Origin of the sequence: Actinosynnema sp. ALI-1.44, from assembly GCF_001984155.1 — a bacterium.
In the GTDB taxonomy this organism is placed as follows: Bacteria; Actinomycetota; Actinomycetes; order Mycobacteriales; family Pseudonocardiaceae; genus Kibdelosporangium.
The window spans coordinates 68,821-92,974 of sequence record NZ_MTQO01000045.1 but is presented as its reverse complement, the minus strand read 5'-3'; the positions used below and the strand labels follow the sequence as shown (position 1 = coordinate 92,974).

Here is a 24,154-nt window from a genome sequence, read left to right as displayed (position 1 = left end):
TACCCTGCTGACCAGCGACCCGAGGGAGGAGATCGATGGCCGCCGCCACGAGGATCCCGGTCGGTGTGATCGAGGACCATCCGCTGTACCGCGCCGCCGTCGCCCAGTTGCTGGCCGACGCTCCGGACATCGAGGTGGACGCGGTCGCCGGGTCTGTCGCCCAGTTCGCCGCGCACTGCCAGCACCCGGGCGGTGTGGTGGTCCTGGATTTGCGCCTGCCCGGTGCGCAGGGATCGTCGGCTGTGGTGGAGGTCGTCGGATTAGGCCATCGCGTCCTCGTTCTCTCGGCGTACTCGGGGCGCGCCGAGGTACTTGGCGCGATGGCCGCCGGCGCCAGCGGCTACTTGTCCAAGGACTCCGACGGCGCCGAGATCCTGCACGCCGTCCGGCTGATCGCCGGCGGCAACAGCTACGTCAGCCCGATGCTGGCCGCGCACGTGCTGGACGCGTTGCCCGGCCGGGACAGCGGGCTGGTGATCGAGCTGTCCGCGCGGGAGCGGCAAGTGCTTTCGCTGGTGGCGGCTGGGGAACGCGACCAGGACATCGCGGAGGTGCTGGACATCAGCATCCGGACCGTTCGGTCGTATCTCGATCGGATCAGGGACAAGACGGGTCAGCGGCGGCGGCCCGAACTGACGCGGTACGCGATTGAGAAAGGCGTCGCGTACGTGCCGGTCGCGCCAACCGTTCCGGTGTGACCTGTGGAGATCCTGATCGCGGCGTTGGTGGCCGGCGCCTTGGGTGTCGCTGCTTATCTCGTCGGCTTCCGGCGTGGACGCTCGGCTGAACGAGCCGAGTTCAACCGGCGGATCCACGACACGGTGCTGCAGGCATTGGAAGCGATGGCGATGCGCACGCCGTCCGACGTGATCGACGCACCGGCGAAGCTCGCGGAGTTCCGCAATCTCGCCCGCGCTCAGGCGAGCGTGCTGCGCCGTGGTTTCCAAGAGTCGCCGGCCGGTGGCCGGTTGTCCGAGGATCTGGCCGCTGTGGCCACCGACCTCGCGCGGGACGGTTTGCGGGCCCAATTGGTGGTGGCCGAAATAGACGACCAGCTTTCGGAGGCACGGCGCAAGGCGATCCGGGAAGCGACAAGGGAAGCCCTGCGCAACACCTTGAAACACGCCCAGACGACGCAGGCGACGGTCCGGGTGGAGGAGCGGGACGGTGGGATCGCGGTGACCACCCGCGACCACGGTGTCGGGTTCGACATGGCCGAGCGGCCGCGCGGGTTCGGCATCAACGAGTCCATCGTCGCGCGGCTCACTCAGGTGGGTGGGTACGCCGACATCGTGTCGCGGCCCGGCGGAGGTACCCGGGTCACGCTGTGGGTGCCCAGGTAACAGGTGGCTCTACTGGCGCGCCAGCTTGCGCAGCCGCAGGCCCAGCGCGATCAGGACGATGCCGTAGATCAGCGAGAACACGCCGATGAACGCCGCGATGGCCGCCACGCCGAGCGCGGGCCACAGCAGCACCAGGATGCCGAAGATCGCCGACAGCAGACCGGCCAGCCCGAGCAGCAGTTCGCCCTCGATCTGCTTGCGCAGCCGGAACGCCGCCACGATCTCGGTGATGCCGGTGACCAGCGCCCACGCGCCGACGAGGATGGCCAGCGCGGCCACCGTGATCCCCGGCCAGACGATCGCGACGACACCGGCGGCGACGCCGAGGATCCCACCGAGGATCCGCATTCCGCGGTTCGACTTGTCCGGGTTGCGGAACGCGTCCACCAGCAGGCCGATGCCGTCGACCAGAGCGTAGATGCCGAAGACGAGGGCGAGCGCCAGTGCGGTCAGTCCCGGCCAGACCAACGCGAGCAGTCCGAACAGCACGGCCAGCACGCCGCGCAGGACCACCAGCCCCCATGCCTTGGGCAGGTCGATCACGGTGATCCGGTCGTGTACATCGGGGCTGGTCATGGCTGCCTCCATAGGTCCGTTCGCGGGGACATTCTCACCCCGTGTGACCAGTTGTGCACAGTGACGGATCGTTAAGTGATCATGAAAAGGCGTTTCGTGGCCAACCGGAGTCTTGGGTCCGTATAGTCGTAGCGGAGTGAAGGTCCGATTAGTTCCTGTGGTGGGCCATGACGCCGATCGCCTGATCAACGGCATCTCAACCGAGAGCTGGAGCGAACTGTCGCAGCTGTACGCACAGGACGCGGCCAACGTTCTGGTGGTCCGTGTACGTGACGGCTTGACCGTGCACTCGCGCGACTTCCACAACCACCACGCGCTGGCCAAGGCTGTCGCCGCTTAGTGAAGTAGCACTTAACAGTTAATCTTGGATCCGATCGAAATCCGCCTATCGTGAAGGCGTGCTCAATGCCGAGCGGGACGGGGACTTCGCGACCGCGTTGCGTGCCGCGATCGTGTCCCGGGGGTTGCCACTCGACCGGATTCGGGAACGTCTGCTGCGTCGGGGCCATTCGCTGACGGCCGCGACGCTGAGCTACTGGCAATCCGGCCGCAGCAGGCCGGAACGGCGTGAGTCACTGGCGGCCCTGGTGCACCTGGAGGACATCCTGGAGGTGCCCAGTGGTTCGTTGACCGGCCTGCTCGGGCCGCCGAGGCTGCGTGGGCGGTGGACCGTGCGGCACGGCGACCGGCTCGAGATGCAGGCGTTCTGGCCGGAGCCCGATCCGGTGGTCGCCGCGCTCGACCACGTCGACACCCGCTGGGACGAGCGGCTCACCAGGATCAGCCAACACGACCAGATCTTCGTCGGCCCGCACCGCGGCGAGATCGCGTTCCGGTCCCAGCAGGTGCTGCGTGCCGAAATGGACGGCCCGGACCGGTGGGTGGTCATCCTCCATCTCGACGAGCACGACCGCCTGTTGCCGGTCGTCCGCCCGCGCCGCGGCTGCAGGCTCGGCCGGGTGATCGAGGATCCCCGGTCCGGGCTGCTGGTTGCCGAGTTGCTGTTCGACCGGACGCTCTACCGCGGCGAGACGATCATCACCGAGCACGAGTTGATCAACCGCAGGCCATACCCGGAGGCCACCAACTACGAGCGCAAGTTCCGGCTGCCGGTCCGCCAGTTCGTCCTGGAGATCCACTTCGATCCGGCCGCCCTGCCGGTCGAATGCGTGCGCCGCCGACGTCTGGACGACACCGAGGACGTGGCGCCCGCCAGGATCGACGCGGCCGGGCGCGTGCACGACGTGGTGCTGAATTTCGGCCCCGGGTGTGCCGGGTTTCAGTGGAAATGGGCTTAATTGTTAACGCTCGCAAGGTGTGGTTTTTCTTGGTGTGTGCCATTTAGCGTCGGGATTCCCTGCGTTGAATGATGAAGGAGAGCACGCATGAGAATGCGCGGCAGAGTCCTTTCTACTTTATGCGTTGCGGCCGCCACCGCCGCCGTGTTCAGCCCCAGCTCCTCGGCAGGCCAGCCGGACGCGCCATCCCCTGGTCAGCAGGAGGCGGCCGCCCGTGACGCGGCCGCGAGCCTGACGGTGTCCAACGCTGGTTATTGGTTCGATTCCGGCCGCGGCAAGCTCGTGGTCGCTGTGGTGGACCAGGCCTCAGCGGCCCGGGTCAGGGCCGGTGGCGCGGAGGCTGTCGTCGTCGCCAGGAGCCAGGCTCAGCTCGACCGGCTGCTGGCCGACTTCGAGGGCCTCCGGCCGCGTGAGGCGTCCGGCGTCTACGGGTGGGGGATAGATCCGCAGGTCAACGGCCTGGTCATCCGGATGAGCCATGCCAACGACGAGTTCGTCGCCCGGGCCCGGCGGGTCGACCCGAACCTGCGGATCGTCACGGCGGCCACCGCACCGCGCCAGCAGGCCGGTGACGTCCGGCCTGGCAGTCCGTGGTGGCCGGGCGGTGAGAGCAACTGTTCGATCGGGTTCCCGGCGACCGACTCGACCGGCGGGAAGCACTTCGTCACCGCCGGGCACTGCACCAATGACGTCAGTCAGCCCGCGTACGGCGAGAGCGGTCAGCGCAACAGGATCGGCACGTCGAATTCGGGCGGTGGCCGGAGCGTGAATGCCCGTGAAGGTGACATGGGCGTTGTCGCCGTGTCCGCATCGGGGTGGAACCTTTCCGCCGCTGTCAACACGTGGGGCAAACCGCCGGTCACCGTCACCGGATCGACCGAACCGGTCCAGGGCATGTCGGTCTGCCATTCCGGGAACACCTCGAAATGGCAGTGCGGCCGGGTCACCGCGATCAACCAGACCATCAACTACGGCAGCGTCGTCGTCGAGGGGCTCACGACGACGACCGCCTGCTCGCTCGGCGGGGACTCCGGGGGCGCGTGGCTGGCCGGTGACAAGGCTGTCGGCCTGCACTCGGGCGGGCAGTCGTCGTGCTCGCCCGGCGGCGCGGACGACCAATCGATCTTCCAGCCGGTGAACGAGGCGCTGCGGAAGTGGGGCCTGACGTTGTTCGTTGGCGGCGGGGGTGGCGACACGCAAGCGCCAACGGTGCCGGGCAACCCGCGTTTGACGGGTGCTACTTCCGACAGCGTTTCGTTGGCGTGGGACGCCTCCACCGACAACGTGGGCATTGCGGGCTATGACGTGTACAACGGCAGCGAACTGGCGGTGTCGTCCGCCAGTCTGTCAGCGACTGTCTCGGGATTGACCGCTGACACGAGCTACGCGTTCACCGTGCGGGCGCGGGACGCCGCAGGCAATCAGTCCGCGGCGAGCGCGAGCGTGACCGTACGGACGCAACCTGGTGGCGGCGGCGGTCGGACGTTCAGCAACGGCACCGACTACCAGATCCGGGACTTCACCGTGGCGAGCAGCAGGCTCACCTCGAACGCCACCGGTGCGGCCGCCAGCCCCGCGACGGTCAAGGTCACCGCGGTGCACACGTGCTACCAGGACCTGGCCATCACCCTGGTCGCACCGAGCGGCCGTGGGTACACGCTCATGCGCAGCGGTGGTCTCCAGTGCACGCCGTTCGGCGGGGAGCGGACCTATCAGGTTCCCGTCAACGAGAAGGCTGCTGGGACGTGGACGTTGCGTGTCGCCGACAACGGTCCGCGTGACGAGGGCGTGCTCGACAGCTGGTCGATCGCCCTGTAGCTGACTGGTCTGAAGCCTTGTGAGTGCGCTCTTTCGGCGTCTCACAAGGCTTCTTTCTCGCCGTGGGCGTGGCCACGGCCCCCGTTCACCAGCGTACCGAGGGGGTGTGACAGGGGCGGCTTGGTCTTGGTGGGTTGTCCACAGGGGTTTGTCGTGTGTGGCTGGGGGATGGTGTGGTTAACATGATCTTTCGGGTGTCCACGTGGCTCGGTCAGGAGGTGGCGTCCCCGTTGCGCCAGGTTGCGTTGTAGCGCTCGCGCTCCGCTTCCTTCAGGGCTTTCCGTACTTGTGAGGCGTACTGGTCCGGATACCCGTGGCGGGTCACGCGGCTGTCCACGCTGTGCGTGCAGAAGATCAGGGAGTAGTACAGCCCCGCGTAGACGCCCAGGCCGAGGCCGATCAGCACGATCATCAGGTCGAAGCCCAGCCACACCCGCAGCACCAGGTACAGCACCGCCAGGATCGGCACGATCACCACCAGGCGGCGGAGCACGTGCCGGAACAGCCAGGTCGGCACGGTCGCGTCGTGCAGCACCCACTCGCGGTAGCGGTCCGGCAGTTTGCCGCCTACCGCGTACCACAGCCACTGCGCAGGATTCGGCCGATTCACGCTCATGGGGTACCACTCCTGTCCGGATGCACACGCCCGCCACGTCAAGTGTGCGCTGTGGTCTCTGCTCGTACGCAGCCAGCATGCGAGCGAGTGACGTTGATGACTCCGTGGCGCGCGACGGGCTCACCGGGAACGCCACTCGTGGGCTGGGCGCGATGATCACGGCTTCATTATTCGCCGCGTTGGCCGTCGGCGAACTCGCGCAGGACGTCCAGGTGCCCGACGTGCCGCGCGGTCTCCTGGATCACGTGCGTCAATATCCAGCGAACCGTGCGGTCCTGATCGCGGAACTTCAGTTTCGCTTTGTCGGACGGTCGCATTCCGGCGAGCGCTGCTTCGGATCGCGCCCATTCCGCTTCATATGCCGCGATCACCGTTGCCGGAGTGGCGTCGGCCGGGATCTTGAAATCCGTGTCCGGTTCGGCGTCGTCCCACCACAGCGTCGGCAGGTCCGCACCGCCGCCCACTTTCGAGATCCACCAGCGTTCCACCGCCGTCAAGTGCTGGATCACGCCGAGGACGCTCATGTTCGGCGACGTCGGCCACGGTGTGGCGACCGCCTTGGACCGGTCCAATCCGGCGACCTTGTTCACCGCGGTGAGCCGCAGGAAAGTCAGGAACTCGGAGAGTAGCCGCAGTTCGTCCACGGCGTCCTGTTCCGGCCAGGAACGTTCTCGCACTTCAACGGTTTCTTTCGAACTGGTGTTCGCCATCGGGATAGTCTGCCACACGCCCAAAAGGGCGATTGACCGCCTCGCGAACAAGAGCGACTCTTTTTGTAGGACGGTCGTCGCCGGTGCGGTTCGCGAGGAGCCCGCCGTGTGCGCCCAGAGGGAGGCTCGTATGAAGAGTCTGGGTTGTGGAGCGTCGATCCCGTCATTGCATGACCATCCCGAAATAGGTCAGTCTCCCGCGTAGCGCGGATCCTCCTTTTCTCATTCGCAGGCCACGGGCCGTCTGCCCTGCTCCATTGACGGCCCGCGGTCGCGCACACCCCAACGTCGAAAGGGGGACGCGATGAAGCAGGCGGCACCTGTCAGCACCGCGGTCGTCTTCATGCTCGCGTTGAACCTCCGACCAGCCGTGACCAGCCTCGGCGCCGCGCTCGAAGACGTGTCGGCGGCACCGGGAATGACCGTGGCGGTCGGTGCGGTCCTGGTGGCATTGCCTTTGTGGGCCAGTGGAATCGGTGGGTGGGGTACGCCGTGGTTGCGGGCGCGCGCCGGTATTCACCGCGCGGTCACGTGTGCGCTCATCATCCTCGGCGTCTCGCTGATCATCAGGGTCCAGGGTGGGCCGGAACTGTTGCTGGCCGGGACGTTGCTCGCCTGTCTGGCGATCGCGGTGATCGGCACGGTCCTGCCTGTGCTCGTGCAGCCGGCGTCGTCGACAACGAGAGCCAGTTACACGCTCGCGCTGGGAACCGGCAGCACGATCGGCGCGCTGGCCACGCCCACATTGGTCGCCGCGTTCTCGTGGCAGTTCGCGCTGGCGTGCTGGGCTTTGCTCGCGGCGGTCACGGTGCACGTCTGGCAGAGCTCGCCGAGGTCGAGCATGGTTTTCGTGCACAGCGCACTGAGCCCGCGCAAGCTCTTTCACTCGAAGGTGGCGTGGCATCTGACGATCTACTTCGGACTGGTGTCCACCTTGACCTTCGTCGTGATGGGCTGGTTGCCGGTGATCCTGCGGGACGCCGGGGTGCCCGCGTCGACGGCGGGTTTCTGCCTCGCGGTGTCCATGGCGATGGGTCTGCCGATGATGTGGCTGGTGCCGTTCTGTGTGCACAAATGGCGCCGGCAATGGGCGCTTGTCTTCCTGCTTGTCGCCGTCAACGCCGTTGGGCTGGTCGGATTGCTTGTCGCGCCCGCGTTCCTGCCGTGGGTGTGGTCGATCGGCCTCGGCATCGGCATGGGCGGCCTGGCGATGGCCCTGACGACGATTTCCGTGCGCGCGGCCGGGAACGCCGACGTGACCACGGCGTTGTCCGGGATGGTGCAAGGGCTCGGCTATTTCATCGCGGGCGTCGGAGCGGTGGCGTGCGGCCTGGTGCACAGCATCACCAACGGCTGGACGGCGCCGCTGGTGATGGCCCTTGTCGTCCTTTGCGGACAACTCTGGTGCGGTGTTCGGGCAGCCAGGCCGGTCGTGATCGCGCCACAACCGGAGCCGGTGCCCGTACCGGACACGATGGTCGCGAGCGTGCCGCCGCCGGAGCCCACGATCCCGTTGCCGCGTCTGCCGCAGGTGCTGTCCCCGACGAAGTCCGAACGAGTCGGTCAGGAGGGTTGACGCCGGTAGTCGCCGCTGCGGCCACCGGATTTCGCCTCGAGCCGGATGTCGCCGACGACCATTTCCCGGTCGACCGCCTTGCACATGTCGTAGACCGTCAGGGCGGCCACACTCACCGCGGTGAGTGCTTCCATTTCCACGCCTGTCTTCCCGGTGACAGACGCGGTCGCGGTGATGCCGAGAACACCGGGCCCGGCCGGTTCGAGCATGACCGAGACGCTGTCGAGGCCGAGCGGGTGGCACAACGGGATCAGTTCGCCGGTCTTCTTCGCGGCCATGATCCCGGCGATCCGGGCCGCCGCGAGGACGTCACCCTTGGCGATCCCGCCCGACGTGATCAAGTCGAGCGTCTCCGGTTTCATCGACACGGTTCCGGAGGCGACCGCGACCCGGTGCGTCACGGGTTTCCCGCCCACGTCGACCATGCGTGCCCGGCCTGCCGCGTCGAGGTGGGTCAGGCTTTCCGGCATTCTCATCCTCCGCGGGTGTGCATTTCCAGATGGGGGTCGCGTTTCAGGGTCTCCAGGCTCACGAAGACCTTCCCGCGCTCGCGCTGGCCGACCCGTTCGACCGCGCCGCGGTCGCGCCGCTGCTGCCAGACGCCGGTGATCAGGTCGCGCAACTCGTCCAGCGACGCGCCCGCGCGCAACGGTTCCCGCAGGTCCGTGCCGGTCATCGCGTACAGGCAGCGCAGCCACATCCCGTCGGCGGTCAGCCTGCTGCGGTCGCAGGTCGCGCAGAAGGGCTGGGTGGTCGACGAGATGATTCCGAAAACCGTTCCGTCCGGGAGCAGGAAACGGTCGGCCGGGGCCACATCCGTTTTGCGCAGTTCCTCGATCCGGCCGTATTCGCGGGTCAGGGTTTCCAGTATCTCCGCGCGGGAGAAGACCTTCTCCGGTGTCCACCCGGTCGCGCCGCCGACGTCCATGTACTCGATGAACCTGACCTCGGCCGACTTGGTCCGGCCGAACTCGACCAGGTCGGCCAGTTCGTCGTCGTTGAACCCGCGCATGACGACGGTGTCGATCTTCAGGTCGGTCAGCCCGGTCGCCGTCGCCGCGTCGATCCCGGCCAGCACGTCGGGGTAGGTGCCGCGCCTGGTCAGTTCGGCGAACCGCGCGGGCCGCAGCGTGTCGAGGCTGATGGTGAGCCTGTGAAGCCCGGCTTCACGAAGCTGTTCGGCGTGCCGGGCCAGCAGCACGCCGTTGGTGGTCATCGCCAGGTCCTTGACACCCGGCAGGCCGGACAGCCGTCGCACCAGCTCCGGCAGGCCACGCCGCAGCAGCGGCTCGCCCCCGGTCAGCCGGACCTTGTCGACGCCGAGGGAGACGAACGCCTCCGTGAGGCGCTCGATCTCCTCGAAGGTCAGCAGGTGCTCACGGGGCAGCCAGGCGTACTCCTCCTCCGGCATGCAGTACCGGCACCGCAGGTTGCACCTGTCGGTGAGTGATATCCGCAAAGCGCCCATCGGGCGGCCGAATACATCGACTGGAATGCCCTCCACACTGACACTCTATGCCGGTGACCGCGTGATACGAGCGGTCGTGGCGGACGGCACGAACGCTTCGCTGACCGTCCGCACCTCCAGCGTCACCGATTGCCCAGAATTCCGGATGATGGAAGGAGCGAAATAGGTGCGTTTCCCGGCGACCGACGTGCGCACGTTCAGATATGTGAACCGCCCGAGCGTGTCGCTGTCGCGGGCGGCGCGCTGCCAAATAGGGAAGATCCGGCCTGCTCGGTTGCCAATTGACATCGGTATCGGACAAGTGGTGTGATTCGCCTATCTGTTAGGAAAGTTTCCTATCCAATAGACGAGCACACCCTCAAGAAGCCGCCGCCCCCGACCCCTGCAGGAGGCACCAGTGGCACGTTCGAGATGGGTCGCCCGGATGATCGGCGTGACGCTCAGTCCCGCGCTGATCTCGTCAGCGATCGCCGTAGCCGTGTTCACCATTCCGCAGTCCGCGTCCGCTGCCCCAGTGACGTACCAGTCCGAGAACGCGACGATCTCGCAGGGTGTGGTCGAGTCCAACCACACCGGCTACACCGGATCCGGGTTCGTCAACTTCGACAACTTCACCGGCAGCTACGTCGAGTACACCGTCAACGCCGCCTCGGCGGGCAACCACTCCCTGGTCTTCCGGTTCGCCAACGGGACCACGGCCAACCGCCCGGTCGACGTCACGGTCAACGGCACCCCGGTGGTGTCCGGCCTGTCGTTCCCCGGCACCGGCGCGTGGACCACCTGGCAGACGGTCACCACGAACGTGACACTCGCCGCTGGTGCGAACAGGATCCGCACCACGGCGACCACGTCGAACGGCGGCCCGAACGCCGACTCGCTCACTGTGGACGTCGCCGGTGAGGACCCGCCACCCGGCCCGGGTGACACGCCGGTCGCCATCAACGGTCAGTTGCACGTGTGCGGCACCAAGCTCTGCAACGAGCGCAACCAGCCGATCCAGTTGCGGGGCATGAGCACGCACGGGATCCAGTGGTACTCGCAGTGCGTCAAGTCGCAGTCGCTCGACGCGCTGGCCAACGACTGGAAAGCCGACATCTTCCGGATCTCGATGTACATCCAGGAAGGCGGCTACGAGAGCAACCCGCGCAAGTTCACCGACATGGTGCACGGCTACATCGAGGAAGCCACCAAGCGCGGCATGTACGCACTGGTGGACTGGCACCAGCTGACCCCGGGTGACCCGAACTACAACACCGCGCGCGCCAAGACGTTCTTCACCGAGATCGCCCAGCGGCACAAGAACAAGAAGAACATCATCTACGACATCGCCAACGAGCCCAACGGCGTCAGCTGGGCGGGAGTCAAGCGCTACGCCGAGGAACTGATCCCGGTGATCCGCGCCCAGGACCCGGACGGTGTCGTGTTCGTCGGCACGCACGGCTGGTCGACGTTCGGCATCTCGGACGGCAAGAGCGAGACCGAGGTGTTCAACAACCCGATCAACGCCAGCAACTTCATGTACACGTTCCACTTCTACGCGGCGTCGCACAAGGACAACTACTACAACGCGTTGTCCCGCATCGCCGACCGCGTCCCGGTCTTCGTCACCGAGTTCGGCACGCAGACGTCCAGCGGTGACGGCGGCAACGACTTCTCCATGTCGCAGCGGTACATCGACCTGATGGCGCAGAAGAAGATCGGCTGGACGAACTGGAACTTCTCCGACGACTCGCGGTCCGGCGCGGTCTTCAAGCCCGGCACGTGCTCCGGCACCAGCTTCACCGGTACCGGCGTGCTCAAGCCCGCTGGTGTGTGGGTGCGTGACCGCATTCGCACACCAGACAACTTCTAGCCACGTTTCCCTGATGGGCCGGTCGGGTCCTCTCACGTGCCACCCACGTCAGAGGGCCCGGCCGCATGCCCCGGGGGCGATCTTCCTGGCGCCGGGCCGGACGCGTTTGTGGCAAGGTCGGACTCCTGACGACGAGGTTGGGAGGACCTTTGCGACCGCTCACGCGTGCGTTCGGGGTGACACTGGCCAGTGCCGCCCTGCTCGGGGCCGGGGTGACGAGTGCCCAGGCGGACCCGGGCGCCCGCCCGCCGTCCACAATCGACTGGCAGCCGTGCCCGGATGACGCGGCGCTCGACTGCGGCAGCCTGAAGCTGCCGATCGACTACCGCGAACCCGGTGGGGCCACGTTCGACCTCGCTCTCGCCCGCCGCAAGGCCGGTGACCCGGCGAAACGACTGGGCACCCTGCTGGTCGACCCCGGCGGCCCCGGTGGCTCGGGGGTCGACTTCGTGACGAGCCCGGGGCAGGCCGACTACTTCAGCAAGGACGTGAAGGCCCGGTTCGACATCGTCGGGTTCGATCCGCGCGGCGTGTCCCGCAGCCAGCCGGTGATGTGCTCCGTGGACCTGCTGAGCAACGCGCCGACCAACCGGCCGGCCAACCAGGCCGAGTTCGACGCGCTGATCAAGTACAACCGCACACTGCGTGAGGACTGCCGCAAGCGCAGTGGCCCCATCGCCGATCACGCGGGCAACGACTCGACGATCCAGGACATGGACGCGATCCGGCGGGCGCTCGGCGAGAAGAAGATCAACTACTACGGTGTCTCGTACGGCACCCTGATGGGCCAGCAGTACGCCGAGCGGTACGGCGACAAGATCCGCACGATGGTCATCGACAGCAACATGGACCACAGCCTCGGGCCATGGCCGTTCGCCCTCACCGAAGCGAGCTCGGCGCAGAGCTCGTTCGACGAATGGGTGAAGTGGTGCGGCCGGAGCACCTCGTGCGCGTTGCACGGCAAAGACGTCCGGGCTTTCTGGCACAACCTGCTCGCCAAGGCCGACCGCGGCGAGCTGCCGGACGGCCTGACGGCGCGTGACGTGATCGGGGCGGCGTTCGGCGCGTTCTACGGTCCGGCGTGGAAGCAGCTGACCGACTACCTCGTCCAGCTCGACAGCGGCGTGAACTCCCGCCCGTCGTCGCCCGCCGCGAAGGACGAACAGGTCAACGACGTGTTCCAGGCGGCGTTCTGCGCCGACTACGCCATGCCGATCCGCTCCTTCACGGAGTACAAGGCGCTCGAGACGGCCGAGAACAAGATCGCACCGGACATGCGTGGCGGAGTGCTCGGGCACATCGCCGTCACCGGATGCCTCGGCCTGGAGAAGGTGGTCACCAACCCGCAGCGCCGGTTGGACATCGACAACGCGCCGAAGATCTACATGCTCAACGCGCTGTACGACCCGGCGACGCCGTACGCGTGGGCGGTCAACGCACACAAGCAGTCGAAGAACACGACCGAGCTGATGACCTACGAAGGCTGGGGGCACGGCGTCTACGGGCGCAGCGAGTGCACCACCGCTCCCGTCGACCAGTACCTGATATCCACAAAGGTCCCGACCGTGCGTCGTTGTGAGGCCGTCGAACCCGCTGACCCGGCGGCACAGGCCACCTACCCGACGCGCCCGCTGCCCGTGGGCCCACGCCCCGGCGTGCCGGGGTGGCTGCGCTAGACGACCAGCCGGTGGCCGGGCGGTTGGCCCGGCCACCCACATGGCCTAGCTGGACAGTGGCCAGGTGGGACAGGCCGCGTCGAGGTTCTGGGGCGGCAAGGGGATGTCGAGCTGCTCGAGCAGGATGGTCACCCGGCGCGCGTAGTCGACCAGGTCGCCTGCGCTGCCGAGGACGTGCTCGGTGCAGTGTTCGTATTCGCGCAGGCCGTACAGGCTCATCAACACGCCGGTGGCGATGCTGTGCGCGGCGTTGGTCAGGCCAAGGGACGCTCGTCGCTGGATCTCGCTGAGGTAGGGGTCGACCGCCTTGTCCACCAGGAAGGCGCAGGCGTCGTCCGGGTCGCAGATGCCGACGTCGGGTTCGTCCATGTCGGTGAATTCGTAGGCGGTGAGCGTTTCGGCCAGTGCGGTGCTCACCTGTTCGCAGGATGGGGCCGACAGCAAAGTCGTCGCGTGCCACTCGGCTTCAGGCGCCAGTTCCGGGTGGGTCCGCAGCAGGTTGGTCAGTACCTGAGCTTGTTCGGACGTCCTGAGTGCGGCCAGTGCGGTCGCTGCCACGGGAGTTCCTCCGATGTGTCCTTATTGTCAATGGGCCGACGCACTATTCAGCCACCGCGGACTACTGGCCGGTAGTGCCGGAAGACCTACTCCATTCGAGCACGGAGTGATCCGTGACATGCTCCGCCCGGCGATCGTCCGCAGCGGAGAGCTCGGTGCAATCGAACGCATCCAAGCGGCGACGAGATACCAACTGCCGAGTCACCGACACCCGGTACAACCTCCACTCGCCGGTGGCACTGATGGACGCGGGGTGCTACCCCGTCCACTTGGTACGGCCCTGGACGGTGCGGAGCCACATATCAGCTGAACACTTTCGTGGTCGCGGCTGTAAGGGCGGAGCCTGTATCCCAGCCCAAGTAAGCGCGGCTTAAAAGACGCGCCGACTTGTGACCGTCCGCAGCCCACATCAGGCCGCGCGCCAGCGCGAACTTGGCCATACAAGCTGCGCGCGCTAGCGCAGAGTGGGGCTTCGGGGGTGTCTCCTGCCCGTCGGCCTGGGCGAAGCCAACCATGGGCTGTCAAGAGGTCGGCCTGCCCAAAGAGCCCCGGCGACAGCCATACCGATCCTCTTGATAGTCCGTGGTTCCCTGGGGCAGGTCGACGGGGCAGGAGGCGCCCGCGCCCTGAAACCCCGGGTCATGAAAGCATGCGTCGGGAGAAACGCCCCCCAGGAACCTTTTGCCCCGAGGTCTGCTCCCGGCGAGGGCCTTCTTTTCACCCGGGGGACACCGCGGCATGACCGTCACCGTGCCCCGCAGACCACACCACAGGCCTGGGCCGGGAAACACAACCAACAAAGACTTCCAAGCACGAGCAACGCGACTGCGACGAAGCCCTGTCCCACCTATAAACAGTCCCCCACCCAACCCGGGGGGCGTCCCTGCTCCAGTCTATCGGGGGTAGGGGCTGGTCAAAAGGGTACTGGTCAGTTGTGGACAACTAAATTTGACGATGGGATCTTCGGTGCGGCGACCTACTGTCGCGCGGTTGGGGCAGGTGAAACCTGTTCCGCCGCGCAGTGTTCAGCGCCTTCAGGCGCTCCGGTTGGTCGATCTGCGTGACTGCGAAACGGCTGTACCGCGAGCATATCGGTTCACCAGCGGGAGTTGGTGTACACAGTGGACAATGTAGCCGACCTGACGAACTCCGCCGGTTGCCCGGCCGGGGTTTTGACGGCCCATCGCCACCGGGACTACCGTCGGCGACATGGCCATCGAACTGAACCACATCGTCGTTCCGGCGAAGGACGCCAAGGCCTCCGCCCAGTTCATCGCCGACATCCTGGGCATCGAAGCCGGTGCCCAGTGGGGTCCGTTCTACCCCGTCGTCGTCTCCAACGGCGTCACCCTCGACTACGTCGACGACACACGCGACTTCCAGTCGCACCACTGCGCGTTCCTCGTCACCGACGAGGAGTTCGACGCCTCCTTCGACCGGATCAAGGCAGCGGGCATCCAGTACTGGGCCGATCCGCACCACGACAAGCCGAACGAGATCAACCACCTGTACGGCGGTCGTGGCGTGTACTTCGACGACCCGGACGGCCACAACATGGAGATCATCACCGCGCCGTACGCCTGACACCTGCGTAGGGTGTCCGTGTGCGCTCCGAGCTCCCGATCATCGCGGTCGTGTCGATCGGTGGCGGGTTCGGCGCGCTCGTGCGGTACCTGGTCGGTCTCGTCGCGCCGACGCCGTGGGGCACGTTCGGGATCAACGTGCTCGGGTGTTTCCTGATCGGTGTGCTGATGGTGCTGGTGACCGAGACGATCCGGGCGCACCGGCTCGTGCGGCCGTTCCTCGGCGTCGGCGTGCTCGGCGGGTTCACCACGTTCTCGACGTACGCCGTCGAGACGGACCAGTTGCTGCCGGTGTCACCGTGGCTGGCCGGCGCCTACCTGGTCGGGACGCTCGTCGCGGCCCTCTTGGCGGTGGCCGCCGGGGTGTGGCTGGTCCGGCGGCTGGCGAGGCGCGCGTGACAGCGCTCTTCGTGGTTCTCGGCGCGATGGTCGGCGCGCCGGTGCGCTACCTGGTCAGCCGCGCGGTGCGCAGCCCGTGGGGCACGTTCGTGGTCAACGTCGCCGGGAGTTTCCTGCTCGGCCTGGTCGCCGGAGCTGCCGGCGGGGTCCACGCGCTGGTCGGTACCGGGTTCTGCGGTGCGCTCACGACGTACAGCACGTTCGGCTACGAAACACTTCAGCTCGTGGAGCGCAAGGAGTACCGGGCCGCCGCGCTGAACGTCGGGCTCAGCGTCGTCGTCGGTCTCGCGGCGGCCGGGCTCGGGCTGGCGATCGCCAAGGGGCTTTGACACAGGCTCTGGTCCGGAGTGGATTGTCAGCGTCTTGTCATGGTCACCGGTCTGCCGCCTGTTTCGCCTTATCATCGGGCTCATGTGTGCTCACGTCGTGCTGGCCGAGGACGACCACAAGCAGGCTGAGCTGGTGCGCCGGTACCTCGAACGGGAGCACCACACCGTCACGGTCGTGCACGACGGCCGGTGCGCGCTCGACGAGGTCCGTGAACAGCGGCCGGACCTGCTGGTCCTCGACGTGATGCTGCCCGGGGTGGATGGTCTGGACGTCTGCCGGATCCTGCGGCGCGAGTCCGACGTGCCGGTGCTGATGCTGACCGCGCGTTCCACGGAGGACGATCTGCTGCTCGGGCTCGACCTCGGCGCCGACGACTACGTCACCAAGCCGTTCAGCCCACGGGAGCTGATGGCGCGGGTGCGCACCTTGTTGCGCCGGACCGCACCGAAACGCGCCGAGGAGGACCGCGTGTTGCGGGTCGGTGCCCTGGTGGTCGATCCAGACCGCCACGAACTGGTCAGCGACGGCGCGGTGATCCCGTGCACACCGGGGGAGTTCCGGCTGATGGCCACGCTGGCCGCGCAGCCCGAGCGCGTGTTCACCCGTGCGCAACTGCTGGAGCACCTGCACGGCTTCGACAAGTTCATCACCACGCGGACCATCGATGTGCACGTGATGAACCTGCGCAAGAAGATCGAGCCCAACCCGCGCAGGCCGACTCGTCTGATGACGGTCTACGGCGTCGGCTACAAGCTGACCGATGGCAGCTAAGCGACGCAGCCTGCTTGTCCGGCTGCTGGTGGTGTCGATCGTGGTGGCCTTGTGCGCCATCGCGGCAACGGCGTGGCTCGCGGCGCAGACCACCACGGTGGCGATCAAACAAGCACAGGGGCAAGCGCTGGCCGACGACGCCAGGATCTACGACACCTTGGTCGGCTACGCCGCGACCCACAAGGACTGGTCGGGTGTCGAACCGGTGGTCCGGGCGCTCGGCGACCAGACCGGCAGGCTGATCGCACTGGCCACTTCGGACCGTGCGGTGCTCGTCGGCGGGCAGCCGTTGCCGGACAAGCCGAACGCTGTGGTCGATCCGCTCGCCGTCGACCCTGTGCTGTCCGCCGGACAGCCCGGTGACCGCGTCGATGCGCGCGCGGTGGGGCCGTTCAAGCTCACTCCGGACGAGCAGGGCAGGCTCAGATCCGCCACCGGGACAGTGCTTTCCTGTGTGCGCGTCCGGTTCGGCTACGGATCCAGCGAGGAACTGCCCAGTGGCCGGACTGTGCTCCGCCTGCCGGACGGTGCGATCGCTGGGGCGCGTTCGTGTGCGAGCGGTGTCGACCTGACGGCCCCGACGCCCACGGAAACGGTAGCGCTGGCAGGCCTCACGCAGTTGACCAATGCCTGCTTGGCGGGCAAAGGCCAGCCGTCCGTGACCGCCGTGCTCGACCAGAACGGGCGACCGGTCGCGACCGCCCCCGCTGAGGGTGCCGAGCGCATCACAGATGACCGTCTCGGGGTGGTCACGGACTGTTTCTCGACCGCGCGGCGTGAGCAACTGCGTCCCTTTGTCGCGCCTGCCGCGTTGTTGTTCGTCAACACGCCGAGCCAGGCGTCCGCTGGTTTCGACCTGTCCGCGACCAGCCGGTGGCGGATCATCGGGGTGGCCTCGCTCGTGCTGTTGGTTACGGTGGCAGCCTCCGTGTTCGCCGGTGCCCGCCTGGTACGGCCTTTGCGCGCGTTGACCGGTGCGGCCCGGCGGATGCGGGACGGCGACGACTCCGCACGGGTACGGGTGACCGGATCCGACGAGATCACCGAACTCGCGGTGGCGTTCAACGACATGGCCGACAACCGGGAACGGCTTGAGGGCCAGCGCAAGGCGATGGTCAGCGACATCGCGCACGAACTACGCACGCCGTTGAGCAACATCCGCGGCTGGCTGGAAGCGGCACAGGACGGCGTGACCCGGCCCGACCAGGCGCTCGTGTCGTCGCTCATGGAGGAAGCGCTGATGCTGCAGCACATCGTGGACGACTTGCAGGACCTGGCGATGGCCGACGCGGGCAGGCTGCGGCTGCACAAGGAACGCGTGCACCTGGCCGAACTGCTCGGCCAGGTCGCCGCGGCGCACCGGCAGCACGGCGGGGGAGTGCGGCTCACTGTCGAGGTGCGCGGTGATCCCGAACTGGACGCGGATCCGGTACGCCTGCGCCAAGCGGTGGGCAATCTCGTGACGAACGCGTTGCGGCACACGGAGCCCGGCGGCTGCGTCACGATCACGGGCCGCCAGGACGACGGCTGGGTGACCATCGACGTCACCGACACGGGCACCGGGATCGGCGCCGCGGACCTGTCGAAGGTGTTCGACCGGTTCTGGCGTGCCGAGAAGTCCCGAACCCGGCAGTCCGGCGGCTCCGGCCTCGGCCTGGCCATCGTCCGGCAACTGGCCGAGGCCCACGGCGGTACGGCCACCGCGGCCAGCGAACTCGGCCACGGCTCGACTTTCACCCTGCGAATACCGGCGGACGACAAGTTCCTGACAGGTTCCTGATGATCGTCCGGCAGATTCGTCGGCATGAACCATCGTCTCGCGATCACCGCCGTCCTGCTGGGCGCGGCCGCGGTCGGTGCCTGCTCCGCCCAGCCCGAGGCCGTGCCGCCGCAAGTCGCGTCCGTCCGGACCAGCGACACGAGCCCGCCCGTGTCCGGCAGGCAGGCGCAGGAACGGCCCCGGTTCCGGATCGACATGACCGACGACGAACAGAAAGCGCTCTACGACCCGTATCGCAAATGCATGTCCGAGCACGGCATCGCGGTGCGTGACCCCACCGTGCCCAAGCCGCCCAAGGACAAGCTCGACGCGGCGGCCAAGGCCTGCGATCCGCTGCTGCCCCTGCCCGCCTGGGAGAACGACATCAACAACCCGGAGGCGTTCGACTTCAACCGGCGTGTGGTGTCGTGCCTGCGTGCCAAGGGCGTCAAGTTCGTCGAGGTCGACAAGAACGAGGAGAGCGGCATGGTCGGCCCGTCGTTCGGCGGACCGCAGAACGACCAGGACTCGATCGACAAGGGCCTCAAGTTCACGTCGAAGTGTGAGCAGGAAGTCGCTGCGGGCGGGTACAAGTGAGGCGCAGGGCCGTTGTCGGCACGGTTGGCGCACTGGTCGTCGTGACCGCCGGAGTGGTAACCGTGACCCTGATGGGCGGCAAGCAACCCACAGCTACGGCTGATGGGCCGGAGCAAGCCAAGACCACGTCTGTGGTGCGCACGGATCTGTCGTCGTCCCAGGACTTCACCGGGTCGCTGGGCTTCGGTGACGAGATGCCGGTGAAGTCGCGCGTCCCCGGTACGGTCACCTGGCTGCCCGCCGCCGGGACGAAGATCGGCCGCGGCGGCGTCCTGTACAAAGTGGATAACCGGCCGGCGGTGCTGTTCGTCGGGGACACGCCGACCTACCGCAAGCTCGACGCGCCGGGGATCAAAGGGCCTGACGTCAAGGTGGTCAACCAGAACCTGGCCGCCATGGGATACCTGGGTCAGGCGGCAGGCAGGATGGACACGTTCACCGCCGCGTCGCAGGCCGCGATCAGGAAGTGGCAGAAGGCGCTGAAGGTGGACGAGACCGGGATCCTGGACCTGCCTGACGTCGTCGTCCTGCCCGCACCGGTCCGTGTCGGCACGGTCACGGCCCAACTGGGCACGGCCGCCGACGGTCCGCTGCTCGGTGTCACCTCGGATGCCAAGGTCGTGACGTTGTCACTGGGCCCGAACGACACATCCGGCGTCACCAGCGGTACCAAAGTGGACATCTCGTGGCCTGACGGCAGGACCACCGGTGTGGTCGCGGGCATCACCAAGGCCACCGCGAAGGACTCGGCGCCCGGTGGCGACAAGGTGGCGGTCACGATCACAGTGGACGACCCCACCGCGGTCGCCAAGGCGGATGGCTCGGTCACGATCAAACTCGCGGGCGCGACCAGGACGGGTGTGCTGGCCGTGCCCGTCACGGCTCTGTTGGCGCTGAAGGAAGGCGGTTACGCGCTGCAGACGGTGTCCGACGGCAAGCTGGTGGCCGTGCAGACCGGCATGTTCGCCAACGGGATGGTCGAGGTCAGCGGCGCCGGGATCGCCGAGGGCACGAAGGTGGTGACGGCGTCGTGACGCCTGTGCTGCGCCTGGACGACGTGAGCAAGCACTACGCGGGCGGGGTCCGCGCGCTCGATCACGTGGACCTGACGATCAGCCACGGCGAGCTCCTGGCCATCGTCGGCCCGTCCGGCTCGGGCAAGTCCACCTTGCTGCACCTGATGGGCACGCTGGACACGCCGACGTCCGGAACCGTGGAACTGGAGGGGCAGGACGTGACCACGCTGTCCGATCGTCGGCTTTCGGCGTTGCGGGGCAAGCAGATCGGGTTCGTCTTCCAGCAGTTCCACCTCGACGACAGCCAGACCGCGGCCGACAACGTGGCGACTGGCCTGCTGTACGCCGGTGTGCCCCGGCGCAACAGGCGACCGGCGGCTATGGATGCGTTGGCACGAGTGGGTTTGGTGAACCGGGCGAAGCATCTGCCGCACCAGCTTTCCGGCGGCGAACGGCAACGCGTCGCGATCGCGAGAGCCCTGGTGAACCGGCCCGCGCTGGTGCTGGCGGACGAACCGACAGGTGCGCTGGACACCGCGAACGGGCACGCGGTGCTGGACCTGCTGACCGAGTTGCACTTAGCCGGAACCACGATCGCCGTGATCACACACGACCGGGAGATCGCCGTGCGCATGCCACGGGTGGTGCGGATCCGTGACGGCCGGATCCAAGCTGACAGCGGAGCTGCCCATGTCGCCGCTTGACCTGCTGTCGCTGGGGTTCGCACGACTGCGGACCAGGCCGTCGCGCGCGGTCCTCGCCGCGCTGGGGATCTCGATCGGCATCGCGACCATGCTCGTGGTCATCGGCATCCCGGCGTCCAGCCAGCGGGCCGTGGTGGACGAACTCGCCGCGCTGGGCCCGAACCTGCTGCGCGCCCAGGCCGTGCCGGACCAGGTCGCGGGCAAGCAAGCCGGGATGCCGCCGGGATCGGTCGACATGGCCCGCCGGATCGCCCCGGTCCGCACCGCGAGCGGGGTGGCCAACGTGCACGCCGAGGTCCGCCGGACCGACGTGTCCACCCAGGGCTCCGGCATCACGACCCTGGCCGCCACCCCGGACCTGCTGTCCGTGCTCGGCGGTTCCGTCCATTCGGGACAGTTCCTGAGCCGGGCGACCGAACGGTTCCCGACCGTGGTGCTCGGCAGCAAGTCGGCCACGTGGCTCGGCATCACCGGCGCGTCCGGGAATCCGCGGATCAGGCTGGGGGACAAGTGGTTCACGGTGATCGGCGTGCTCGGCCCGATGCCGCTGGCCCCCGAGGTCGAACGGTCCGTGCTGATCGGCTGGGACGCGGCCAGGGCCCAGCTCGCGTTCGACGGCAGGCCGACGGTCGTCTACGTCCGGGCGGACGAGGCGGCGATCGACGACGTCCGCCAGGTGCTGCCGAGGACACTGAACCCCGAGCAGCCGGGGCTCGTCCAGGTCAACCGGCCGTCGGACGCGTTGGCCGCCAAGCGGATCACCCAGAACGCGTTCGGCACGCTGCTGCTGGGCCTCGCCGGGGTCGCGTTGGTGGTCGGCGGGATCGGCGTGGCCAACACGATGGTCATCTCGGTGCTGGAGCGCAAACGGGAAATCGGTCTGCGCCGTGCGATCGGCGCGAGCAAGGGGCAGATCCGCGGCCAGTTCCTCACCGAGTCCGTGGTCCTGTGTGGACTGGGCGGGATCGCGGGCGGGGCGCTGGGCGTCGCGGGCACGGCGGCGTACGCGCACCTGCAGGGGTGGCCGCTGGTCATTCCCGGCGCGGCGGTGCTCGGCGGGCTGACGGCGTCGGTCGTCGTCGGGGTGCTCGCCGGGATGTACCCGGCGGTCCGGGCATCCGCGCTGACCCCGACCGAAGCGCTCGCGTCGCCCTGATCAGTGCTTTAGGGTCGCAGACGTGGACCTGCCCGTGATGCCTCCGGTGAAGCCGATGCTGGCCAAGGCCGTGCACGAAGTGCCGCGCACGCCGGGGCTGAGCTACGAGCCGAAGTGGGACGGGTTCCGGTGCGTGGTGTTCCGGGACGGCGACGAGATCGAGCTGGGTTCGCGCAACGACCGGCCGTTGACCCGGTACTTCCCGGAACTGGTCGAGTTGCTGCGCGAAGCCCTGCCGCGACGGTGCGTAGTGGACGGTGAGATCGTCATCGTGACCGACGCGGGCCTCGACTTCGAGGTGTTGCAGCTGCGCCTGCACCCGGCGGCGTCACGGGTGAACAAGCTGGCCGCCGAGACACCGGCGAGTTTCGTCGCCTTCGACCTGCTGGCGCTGGACGACCGCTCGCTGATGGACGAGCCGTTCGGCGAGCGCCGCCGTCTGCTGGAGAGCGTGCTCGACGACAAGCTGGCACGTGTGCACCTGACCCCGTTGACCACGGATCCGGACGTCGCGCAGGACTGGTTCACCCGGTTCGAGGGCGCGGGGTTCGACGGGGTGATGGCCAAACCGGTCGACCACCCCTACGAGCCGGACAAACGCGTGATGTGGAAGGTCAAGCACGAGCGCACGGCGGACTGCGTCGTCGCGGGCTTCCGCTGGCACAAGGACGGCGAGTCGGTCGGCTCGCTGTTGCTCGGCCTGTTCGACGACAAGGGCACGATGCACCACGTCGGCGTGGCCACGAGTTTCACGGCGGCGCGTCGCCGTGAGCTGGTGACCGAGCTCGCGCCGCTTCGTGAGAACGCGCTGGCGGAGCACCCGTGGCGTGAATGGGCGCAGGCCCACGCCGAGCAACGCATCCCCGGCGCGTACAGCCGATGGGCGGTGGGCAAGGACCTGTCGTGGGAGCCGTTGCGGCCCGAATGGGTGGCCGAGGTGCGTTACGAGCACGTGCAGGGCAGACGGTTCCGGCACGGCAGCCGACTGGTGCGGTTCCGCCACGACCGGACGCCGCAATCGTGCACGTACGCCCAGCTCGACGAGGTCGCCCCGGCTGAACTGGGTCTGCTGTTCGGCTAGGTTGGGATCATGGGGACTCCCGTGGTGCCGAAGTACGGTTCAGGCTCGCTGGCCGACGTCGTTCCGTCGATCATGGCGGGGCTCGGCGTGCCGGGGATGACCGCGACCCTGTCGTTGCCCGAGGCGCGCAAGGTCTGCCTGCTGCTGGTCGACGGCCTCGGCTGGGAACAGCTGCGGGCGCACCCGAAGGACGCGCCGTTCCTCAACAGCCTGGCGGGCGACGAGATCACCGCGGGGTTCCCGGCGACGACCGCGACCAGCCTGACCACGATCGGCACGGGCGTGCCCGCGGGCGCGCACGGCATCGTCGGGTACTCGTTCGCGGCGTCGGACGACGAACTGATCAACGCGTTGAGCTGGGGTCTGCACGCGGGCGGCAAGAGCGTCGACTTCCGGGACAAGTACGTGCCCGAGGAGTTCCAGCCGGTGACCACGGCGTTCCAGCGCGCCACCGACGCCGGTGTGCTGGTCCGTGTGGCGACGCAACGCGGATTCGACGGAACCGGCCTGACCAGGGCGGCCTTCCGCGGTGGCGAGTTCGCCGGCGTCTTCGGCCTCGGTGATCTCGCGATGCGGGCCGTGGACGCGTTGCACGCCACCGGCCGCGTGTTCTGCTACGCCTACCACTCGGAACTGGACCTGCTCGGGCACGTGTTCGGGCCGGGCAGCACGGCGTGGCGGTTCCAGTTGCGCCAGGTCGACCAACTGGCCGCGACGATCGCCGAGGAGTTGCCGCCGGACGGGCTGCTGGTCGTCACGGCGGACCACGGCATGGTGGCCGTCGACGACCGGGTGGACTTCGACGATGAGCCCCGGCTGCGCTCGGGTGTCCGAATGCTCGGCGGCGAGCCCCGGGTCCGGCACGTGTACACCGAGGCCGGTGCGCTGGCGGATGTGCGGGCCGCGTGGGCCGAGTTGCTCGGTGACCGGGCATGGCTGGTGACCAGGGACGAGGCGATCGCGGCCGGGTGGTTCGGGCCCGTGGTGGCCGACCACGCGCGCCACCGGATCGGGGACCTCGTGGTGGCGGCACGCGGCGAGTCGGCGGTCGTCCGGTCCAAAGCGGAACCCAAGATGGCCGGGTTGACCGGCCAGCACGGGTCGCTCACGCCCGCCGACCAGCTGATCCCGCTGCTGACTGTCACAGGTGGCCGCTGAACGCAGGTGCGCCGATGGATATGCCGCGTGGGTCGCGCCTGTCTGTCCTTTTTGGATCGCGTGACAGCGAACGACGGTCGGCCCCGCCCGCGGCATATGGTCCGACAAG

The 24,154-nt window shown here is 67.9% G+C and carries 25 protein-coding genes; 19 read left to right on the top strand and 6 right to left on the bottom strand.

All coding sequences use genetic code 11. The features are described from left to right. Window positions 1–35 precede the first annotated feature (35 nt). The gene (locus tag ALI144C_RS21010; RefSeq protein ID WP_076988835.1) at window positions 36–698 is read left to right on the top strand and encodes a response regulator; all 663 of its coding nucleotides are present in this window, start codon (window positions 36–38) and stop codon (window positions 696–698) included. 3 nt (window positions 699–701) lie between these two features. Next, the gene (locus ALI144C_RS21005; protein ID WP_076988834.1) at window positions 702–1,343 is read left to right on the top strand and encodes a sensor histidine kinase; all 642 of its coding nucleotides are present in this window, start codon (window positions 702–704) and stop codon (window positions 1,341–1,343) included. Between the two features lie 9 nt (window positions 1,344–1,352). On the opposite strand, the gene ALI144C_RS21000 is transcribed toward ALI144C_RS21005, so the two are convergent. Continuing rightward, the gene (locus ALI144C_RS21000; RefSeq protein ID WP_076988833.1) at window positions 1,353–1,919 is read right to left on the bottom strand and encodes an HdeD family acid-resistance protein; all 567 of its coding nucleotides are present in this window, start codon (window positions 1,917–1,919) and stop codon (window positions 1,353–1,355) included. 136 nt (window positions 1,920–2,055) lie between these two features. On the opposite strand from ALI144C_RS21000, the gene ALI144C_RS20995 reads away from it, so the two are divergent. The 3 genes from ALI144C_RS20995 to ALI144C_RS20985 all read left to right on the top strand — a co-directional run bounded on the left by ALI144C_RS20995 (window position 2,056) and on the right by ALI144C_RS20985 (window position 5,035). Then, window positions 2,056–2,259 carry a hypothetical protein gene (locus ALI144C_RS20995; RefSeq protein ID WP_143230768.1) on the top strand — a complete coding sequence of 68 codons (204 nt, stop codon included), beginning with the start codon at window positions 2,056–2,058 and terminating at the stop codon, window positions 2,257–2,259. 58 nt (window positions 2,260–2,317) lie between these two features. Continuing rightward, window positions 2,318–3,217 carry a transcriptional regulator gene (locus ALI144C_RS20990; RefSeq protein WP_076988831.1) on the top strand — a complete coding sequence of 300 codons (900 nt, stop codon included), beginning with the start codon at window positions 2,318–2,320 and terminating at the stop codon, window positions 3,215–3,217. A gap of 87 nt (window positions 3,218–3,304) precedes the next feature. After that, the gene (locus ALI144C_RS20985; protein WP_083753240.1) at window positions 3,305–5,035 is read left to right on the top strand and encodes a proprotein convertase P-domain-containing protein; all 1,731 of its coding nucleotides are present in this window, start codon (window positions 3,305–3,307) and stop codon (window positions 5,033–5,035) included. Window positions 5,036–5,246: 211 nt separating this feature from the next. Here ALI144C_RS20985 and ALI144C_RS20980 read toward each other — a convergent pair whose 3' ends face one another. Further along, entirely contained in the window at window positions 5,247–5,651 is a 405-nt protein-coding gene (locus tag ALI144C_RS20980) for a DUF5313 family protein (RefSeq protein ID WP_076988829.1), read from the bottom strand. Between the two features lie 167 nt (window positions 5,652–5,818). After that, window positions 5,819–6,361, bottom strand: a complete 543-nt coding sequence (locus ALI144C_RS20975) for a DinB family protein (protein ID WP_076988828.1) — start codon at window positions 6,359–6,361, stop codon at window positions 5,819–5,821. Window positions 6,362–6,665: 304 nt separating this feature from the next. Between ALI144C_RS20975 and ALI144C_RS20970 the strand changes: the two genes are divergently transcribed. Beyond that, the gene (locus tag ALI144C_RS20970; RefSeq protein WP_076988827.1) at window positions 6,666–7,937 is read left to right on the top strand and encodes an MFS transporter; all 1,272 of its coding nucleotides are present in this window, start codon (window positions 6,666–6,668) and stop codon (window positions 7,935–7,937) included. Here the strand turns inward: ALI144C_RS20970 and moaC are convergent. Both moaC and moaA read right to left on the bottom strand, forming a co-directional pair. Next, entirely contained in the window at window positions 7,925–8,407 is a 483-nt protein-coding gene (gene moaC, locus ALI144C_RS20965) for a cyclic pyranopterin monophosphate synthase MoaC (protein WP_168211308.1), read from the bottom strand. The two genes, ALI144C_RS20970 and moaC, sit on opposite strands and share 13 nt — an antisense overlap. A 2-nt stretch (window positions 8,408–8,409) precedes the next feature. After that, the gene (gene moaA, locus ALI144C_RS20960; protein WP_076988825.1) at window positions 8,410–9,441 is read right to left on the bottom strand and encodes a GTP 3',8-cyclase MoaA; all 1,032 of its coding nucleotides are present in this window, start codon (window positions 9,439–9,441) and stop codon (window positions 8,410–8,412) included. Window positions 9,442–9,802: 361 nt separating this feature from the next. On the opposite strand from moaA, the gene ALI144C_RS20955 reads away from it, so the two are divergent. Next, window positions 9,803–11,257 (top strand): cellulase family glycosylhydrolase, encoded by a 1,455-nt coding sequence (locus ALI144C_RS20955; protein ID WP_237774240.1) that lies wholly within the window; start codon window positions 9,803–9,805, stop codon window positions 11,255–11,257. Window positions 11,258–11,406: 149 nt separating this feature from the next. Continuing rightward, window positions 11,407–12,933, top strand: coding sequence for an alpha/beta fold hydrolase (locus ALI144C_RS20950; RefSeq protein ID WP_076988823.1), 1,527 nt, complete (start codon window positions 11,407–11,409; stop codon window positions 12,931–12,933). Between the two features lie 45 nt (window positions 12,934–12,978). On the opposite strand, the gene ALI144C_RS20945 is transcribed toward ALI144C_RS20950, so the two are convergent. Continuing rightward, the gene (locus ALI144C_RS20945) at window positions 12,979–13,491 is read right to left on the bottom strand and encodes a hypothetical protein (RefSeq protein ID WP_076988822.1); all 513 of its coding nucleotides are present in this window, start codon (window positions 13,489–13,491) and stop codon (window positions 12,979–12,981) included. Between the two features lie 1,209 nt (window positions 13,492–14,700). Here ALI144C_RS20945 and ALI144C_RS20940 point away from each other — a divergent pair. From ALI144C_RS20940 to ALI144C_RS20890, 11 genes are all read left to right on the top strand, one after another. Further along, window positions 14,701–15,075, top strand: a complete 375-nt coding sequence (locus ALI144C_RS20940) for a VOC family protein (protein WP_076988821.1) — start codon at window positions 14,701–14,703, stop codon at window positions 15,073–15,075. A 20-nt stretch (window positions 15,076–15,095) separates the two neighbouring features. Further along, on the top strand, window positions 15,096–15,473 hold the full coding sequence (locus ALI144C_RS20935; RefSeq protein ID WP_237774239.1) for a fluoride efflux transporter FluC: 378 nt from the start codon (window positions 15,096–15,098) through the stop codon (window positions 15,471–15,473). Continuing rightward, complete coding sequence (locus ALI144C_RS20930) at window positions 15,470–15,802, top strand: fluoride efflux transporter FluC (RefSeq protein WP_076989129.1); 333 nt, start codon at window positions 15,470–15,472, stop codon at window positions 15,800–15,802. Before ALI144C_RS20935 ends, ALI144C_RS20930 begins: the two co-directional genes overlap by 4 nt. 82 nt (window positions 15,803–15,884) lie before the next feature. Beyond that, window positions 15,885–16,574, top strand: coding sequence for a response regulator transcription factor (locus tag ALI144C_RS20925; RefSeq protein ID WP_076988820.1), 690 nt, complete (start codon window positions 15,885–15,887; stop codon window positions 16,572–16,574). Beyond that, window positions 16,564–18,354, top strand: a complete 1,791-nt coding sequence (locus ALI144C_RS20920) for a sensor histidine kinase (protein ID WP_076988819.1) — start codon at window positions 16,564–16,566, stop codon at window positions 18,352–18,354. Before ALI144C_RS20925 ends, ALI144C_RS20920 begins: the two co-directional genes overlap by 11 nt. Window positions 18,355–18,378: 24 nt before the next feature. After that, complete coding sequence (locus ALI144C_RS20915; RefSeq protein ID WP_083753239.1) at window positions 18,379–18,930, top strand: hypothetical protein; 552 nt, start codon at window positions 18,379–18,381, stop codon at window positions 18,928–18,930. After that, window positions 18,927–19,964, top strand: coding sequence for a peptidoglycan-binding protein (locus tag ALI144C_RS20910; protein ID WP_076988818.1), 1,038 nt, complete (start codon window positions 18,927–18,929; stop codon window positions 19,962–19,964). The genes ALI144C_RS20915 and ALI144C_RS20910 overlap by 4 nt, the downstream gene beginning before the upstream one ends. After that, the gene (locus ALI144C_RS20905) at window positions 19,961–20,650 is read left to right on the top strand and encodes an ABC transporter ATP-binding protein (protein WP_076988817.1); all 690 of its coding nucleotides are present in this window, start codon (window positions 19,961–19,963) and stop codon (window positions 20,648–20,650) included. Before ALI144C_RS20910 ends, ALI144C_RS20905 begins: the two co-directional genes overlap by 4 nt. Continuing rightward, entirely contained in the window at window positions 20,637–21,806 is a 1,170-nt protein-coding gene (locus ALI144C_RS20900) for an ABC transporter permease (RefSeq protein WP_076989127.1), read from the top strand. The genes ALI144C_RS20905 and ALI144C_RS20900 overlap by 14 nt, the downstream gene beginning before the upstream one ends. A gap of 22 nt (window positions 21,807–21,828) precedes the next feature. Next, window positions 21,829–22,887, top strand: coding sequence for an ATP-dependent DNA ligase (locus tag ALI144C_RS20895; protein WP_193441209.1), 1,059 nt, complete (start codon window positions 21,829–21,831; stop codon window positions 22,885–22,887). A gap of 9 nt (window positions 22,888–22,896) precedes the next feature. Next, window positions 22,897–24,045, top strand: a complete 1,149-nt coding sequence (locus ALI144C_RS20890) for an alkaline phosphatase family protein (RefSeq protein WP_076988816.1) — start codon at window positions 22,897–22,899, stop codon at window positions 24,043–24,045. Window positions 24,046–24,154: the final 109 nt, after the last annotated feature.

Coding starts and splice junctions, on each gene's coding strand:
- ALI144C_RS21010 (WP_076988835.1), top strand. CDS start 36: ATGGCCGCCGCCACGAGGATCCCGGTCGGTGTGATCGAGGACCATCCG.
- ALI144C_RS21000 (WP_076988833.1), bottom strand. CDS start 1,919: ATGACCAGCCCCGATGTACACGACCGGATCACCGTGATCGACCTGCCC.
- ALI144C_RS20985 (WP_083753240.1), top strand. CDS start 3,305: ATGAGAATGCGCGGCAGAGTCCTTTCTACTTTATGCGTTGCGGCCGCC.
- ALI144C_RS20980 (WP_076988829.1), bottom strand. CDS start 5,651: ATGAGCGTGAATCGGCCGAATCCTGCGCAGTGGCTGTGGTACGCGGTA.
- ALI144C_RS20975 (WP_076988828.1), bottom strand. CDS start 6,361: ATGGCGAACACCAGTTCGAAAGAAACCGTTGAAGTGCGAGAACGTTCC.
- ALI144C_RS20970 (WP_076988827.1), top strand. CDS start 6,666: ATGAAGCAGGCGGCACCTGTCAGCACCGCGGTCGTCTTCATGCTCGCG.
- moaC (WP_168211308.1), bottom strand. CDS start 8,407: ATGCCGGAAAGCCTGACCCACCTCGACGCGGCAGGCCGGGCACGCATG.
- ALI144C_RS20940 (WP_076988821.1), top strand. CDS start 14,701: ATGGCCATCGAACTGAACCACATCGTCGTTCCGGCGAAGGACGCCAAG.
- ALI144C_RS20925 (WP_076988820.1), top strand. CDS start 15,885: ATGTGTGCTCACGTCGTGCTGGCCGAGGACGACCACAAGCAGGCTGAG.
- ALI144C_RS20920 (WP_076988819.1), top strand. CDS start 16,564: ATGGCAGCTAAGCGACGCAGCCTGCTTGTCCGGCTGCTGGTGGTGTCG.
- ALI144C_RS20915 (WP_083753239.1), top strand. CDS start 18,379: ATGAACCATCGTCTCGCGATCACCGCCGTCCTGCTGGGCGCGGCCGCG.
- ALI144C_RS20900 (WP_076989127.1), top strand. CDS start 20,637: ATGTCGCCGCTTGACCTGCTGTCGCTGGGGTTCGCACGACTGCGGACC.
- ALI144C_RS20890 (WP_076988816.1), top strand. CDS start 22,897: ATGGGGACTCCCGTGGTGCCGAAGTACGGTTCAGGCTCGCTGGCCGAC.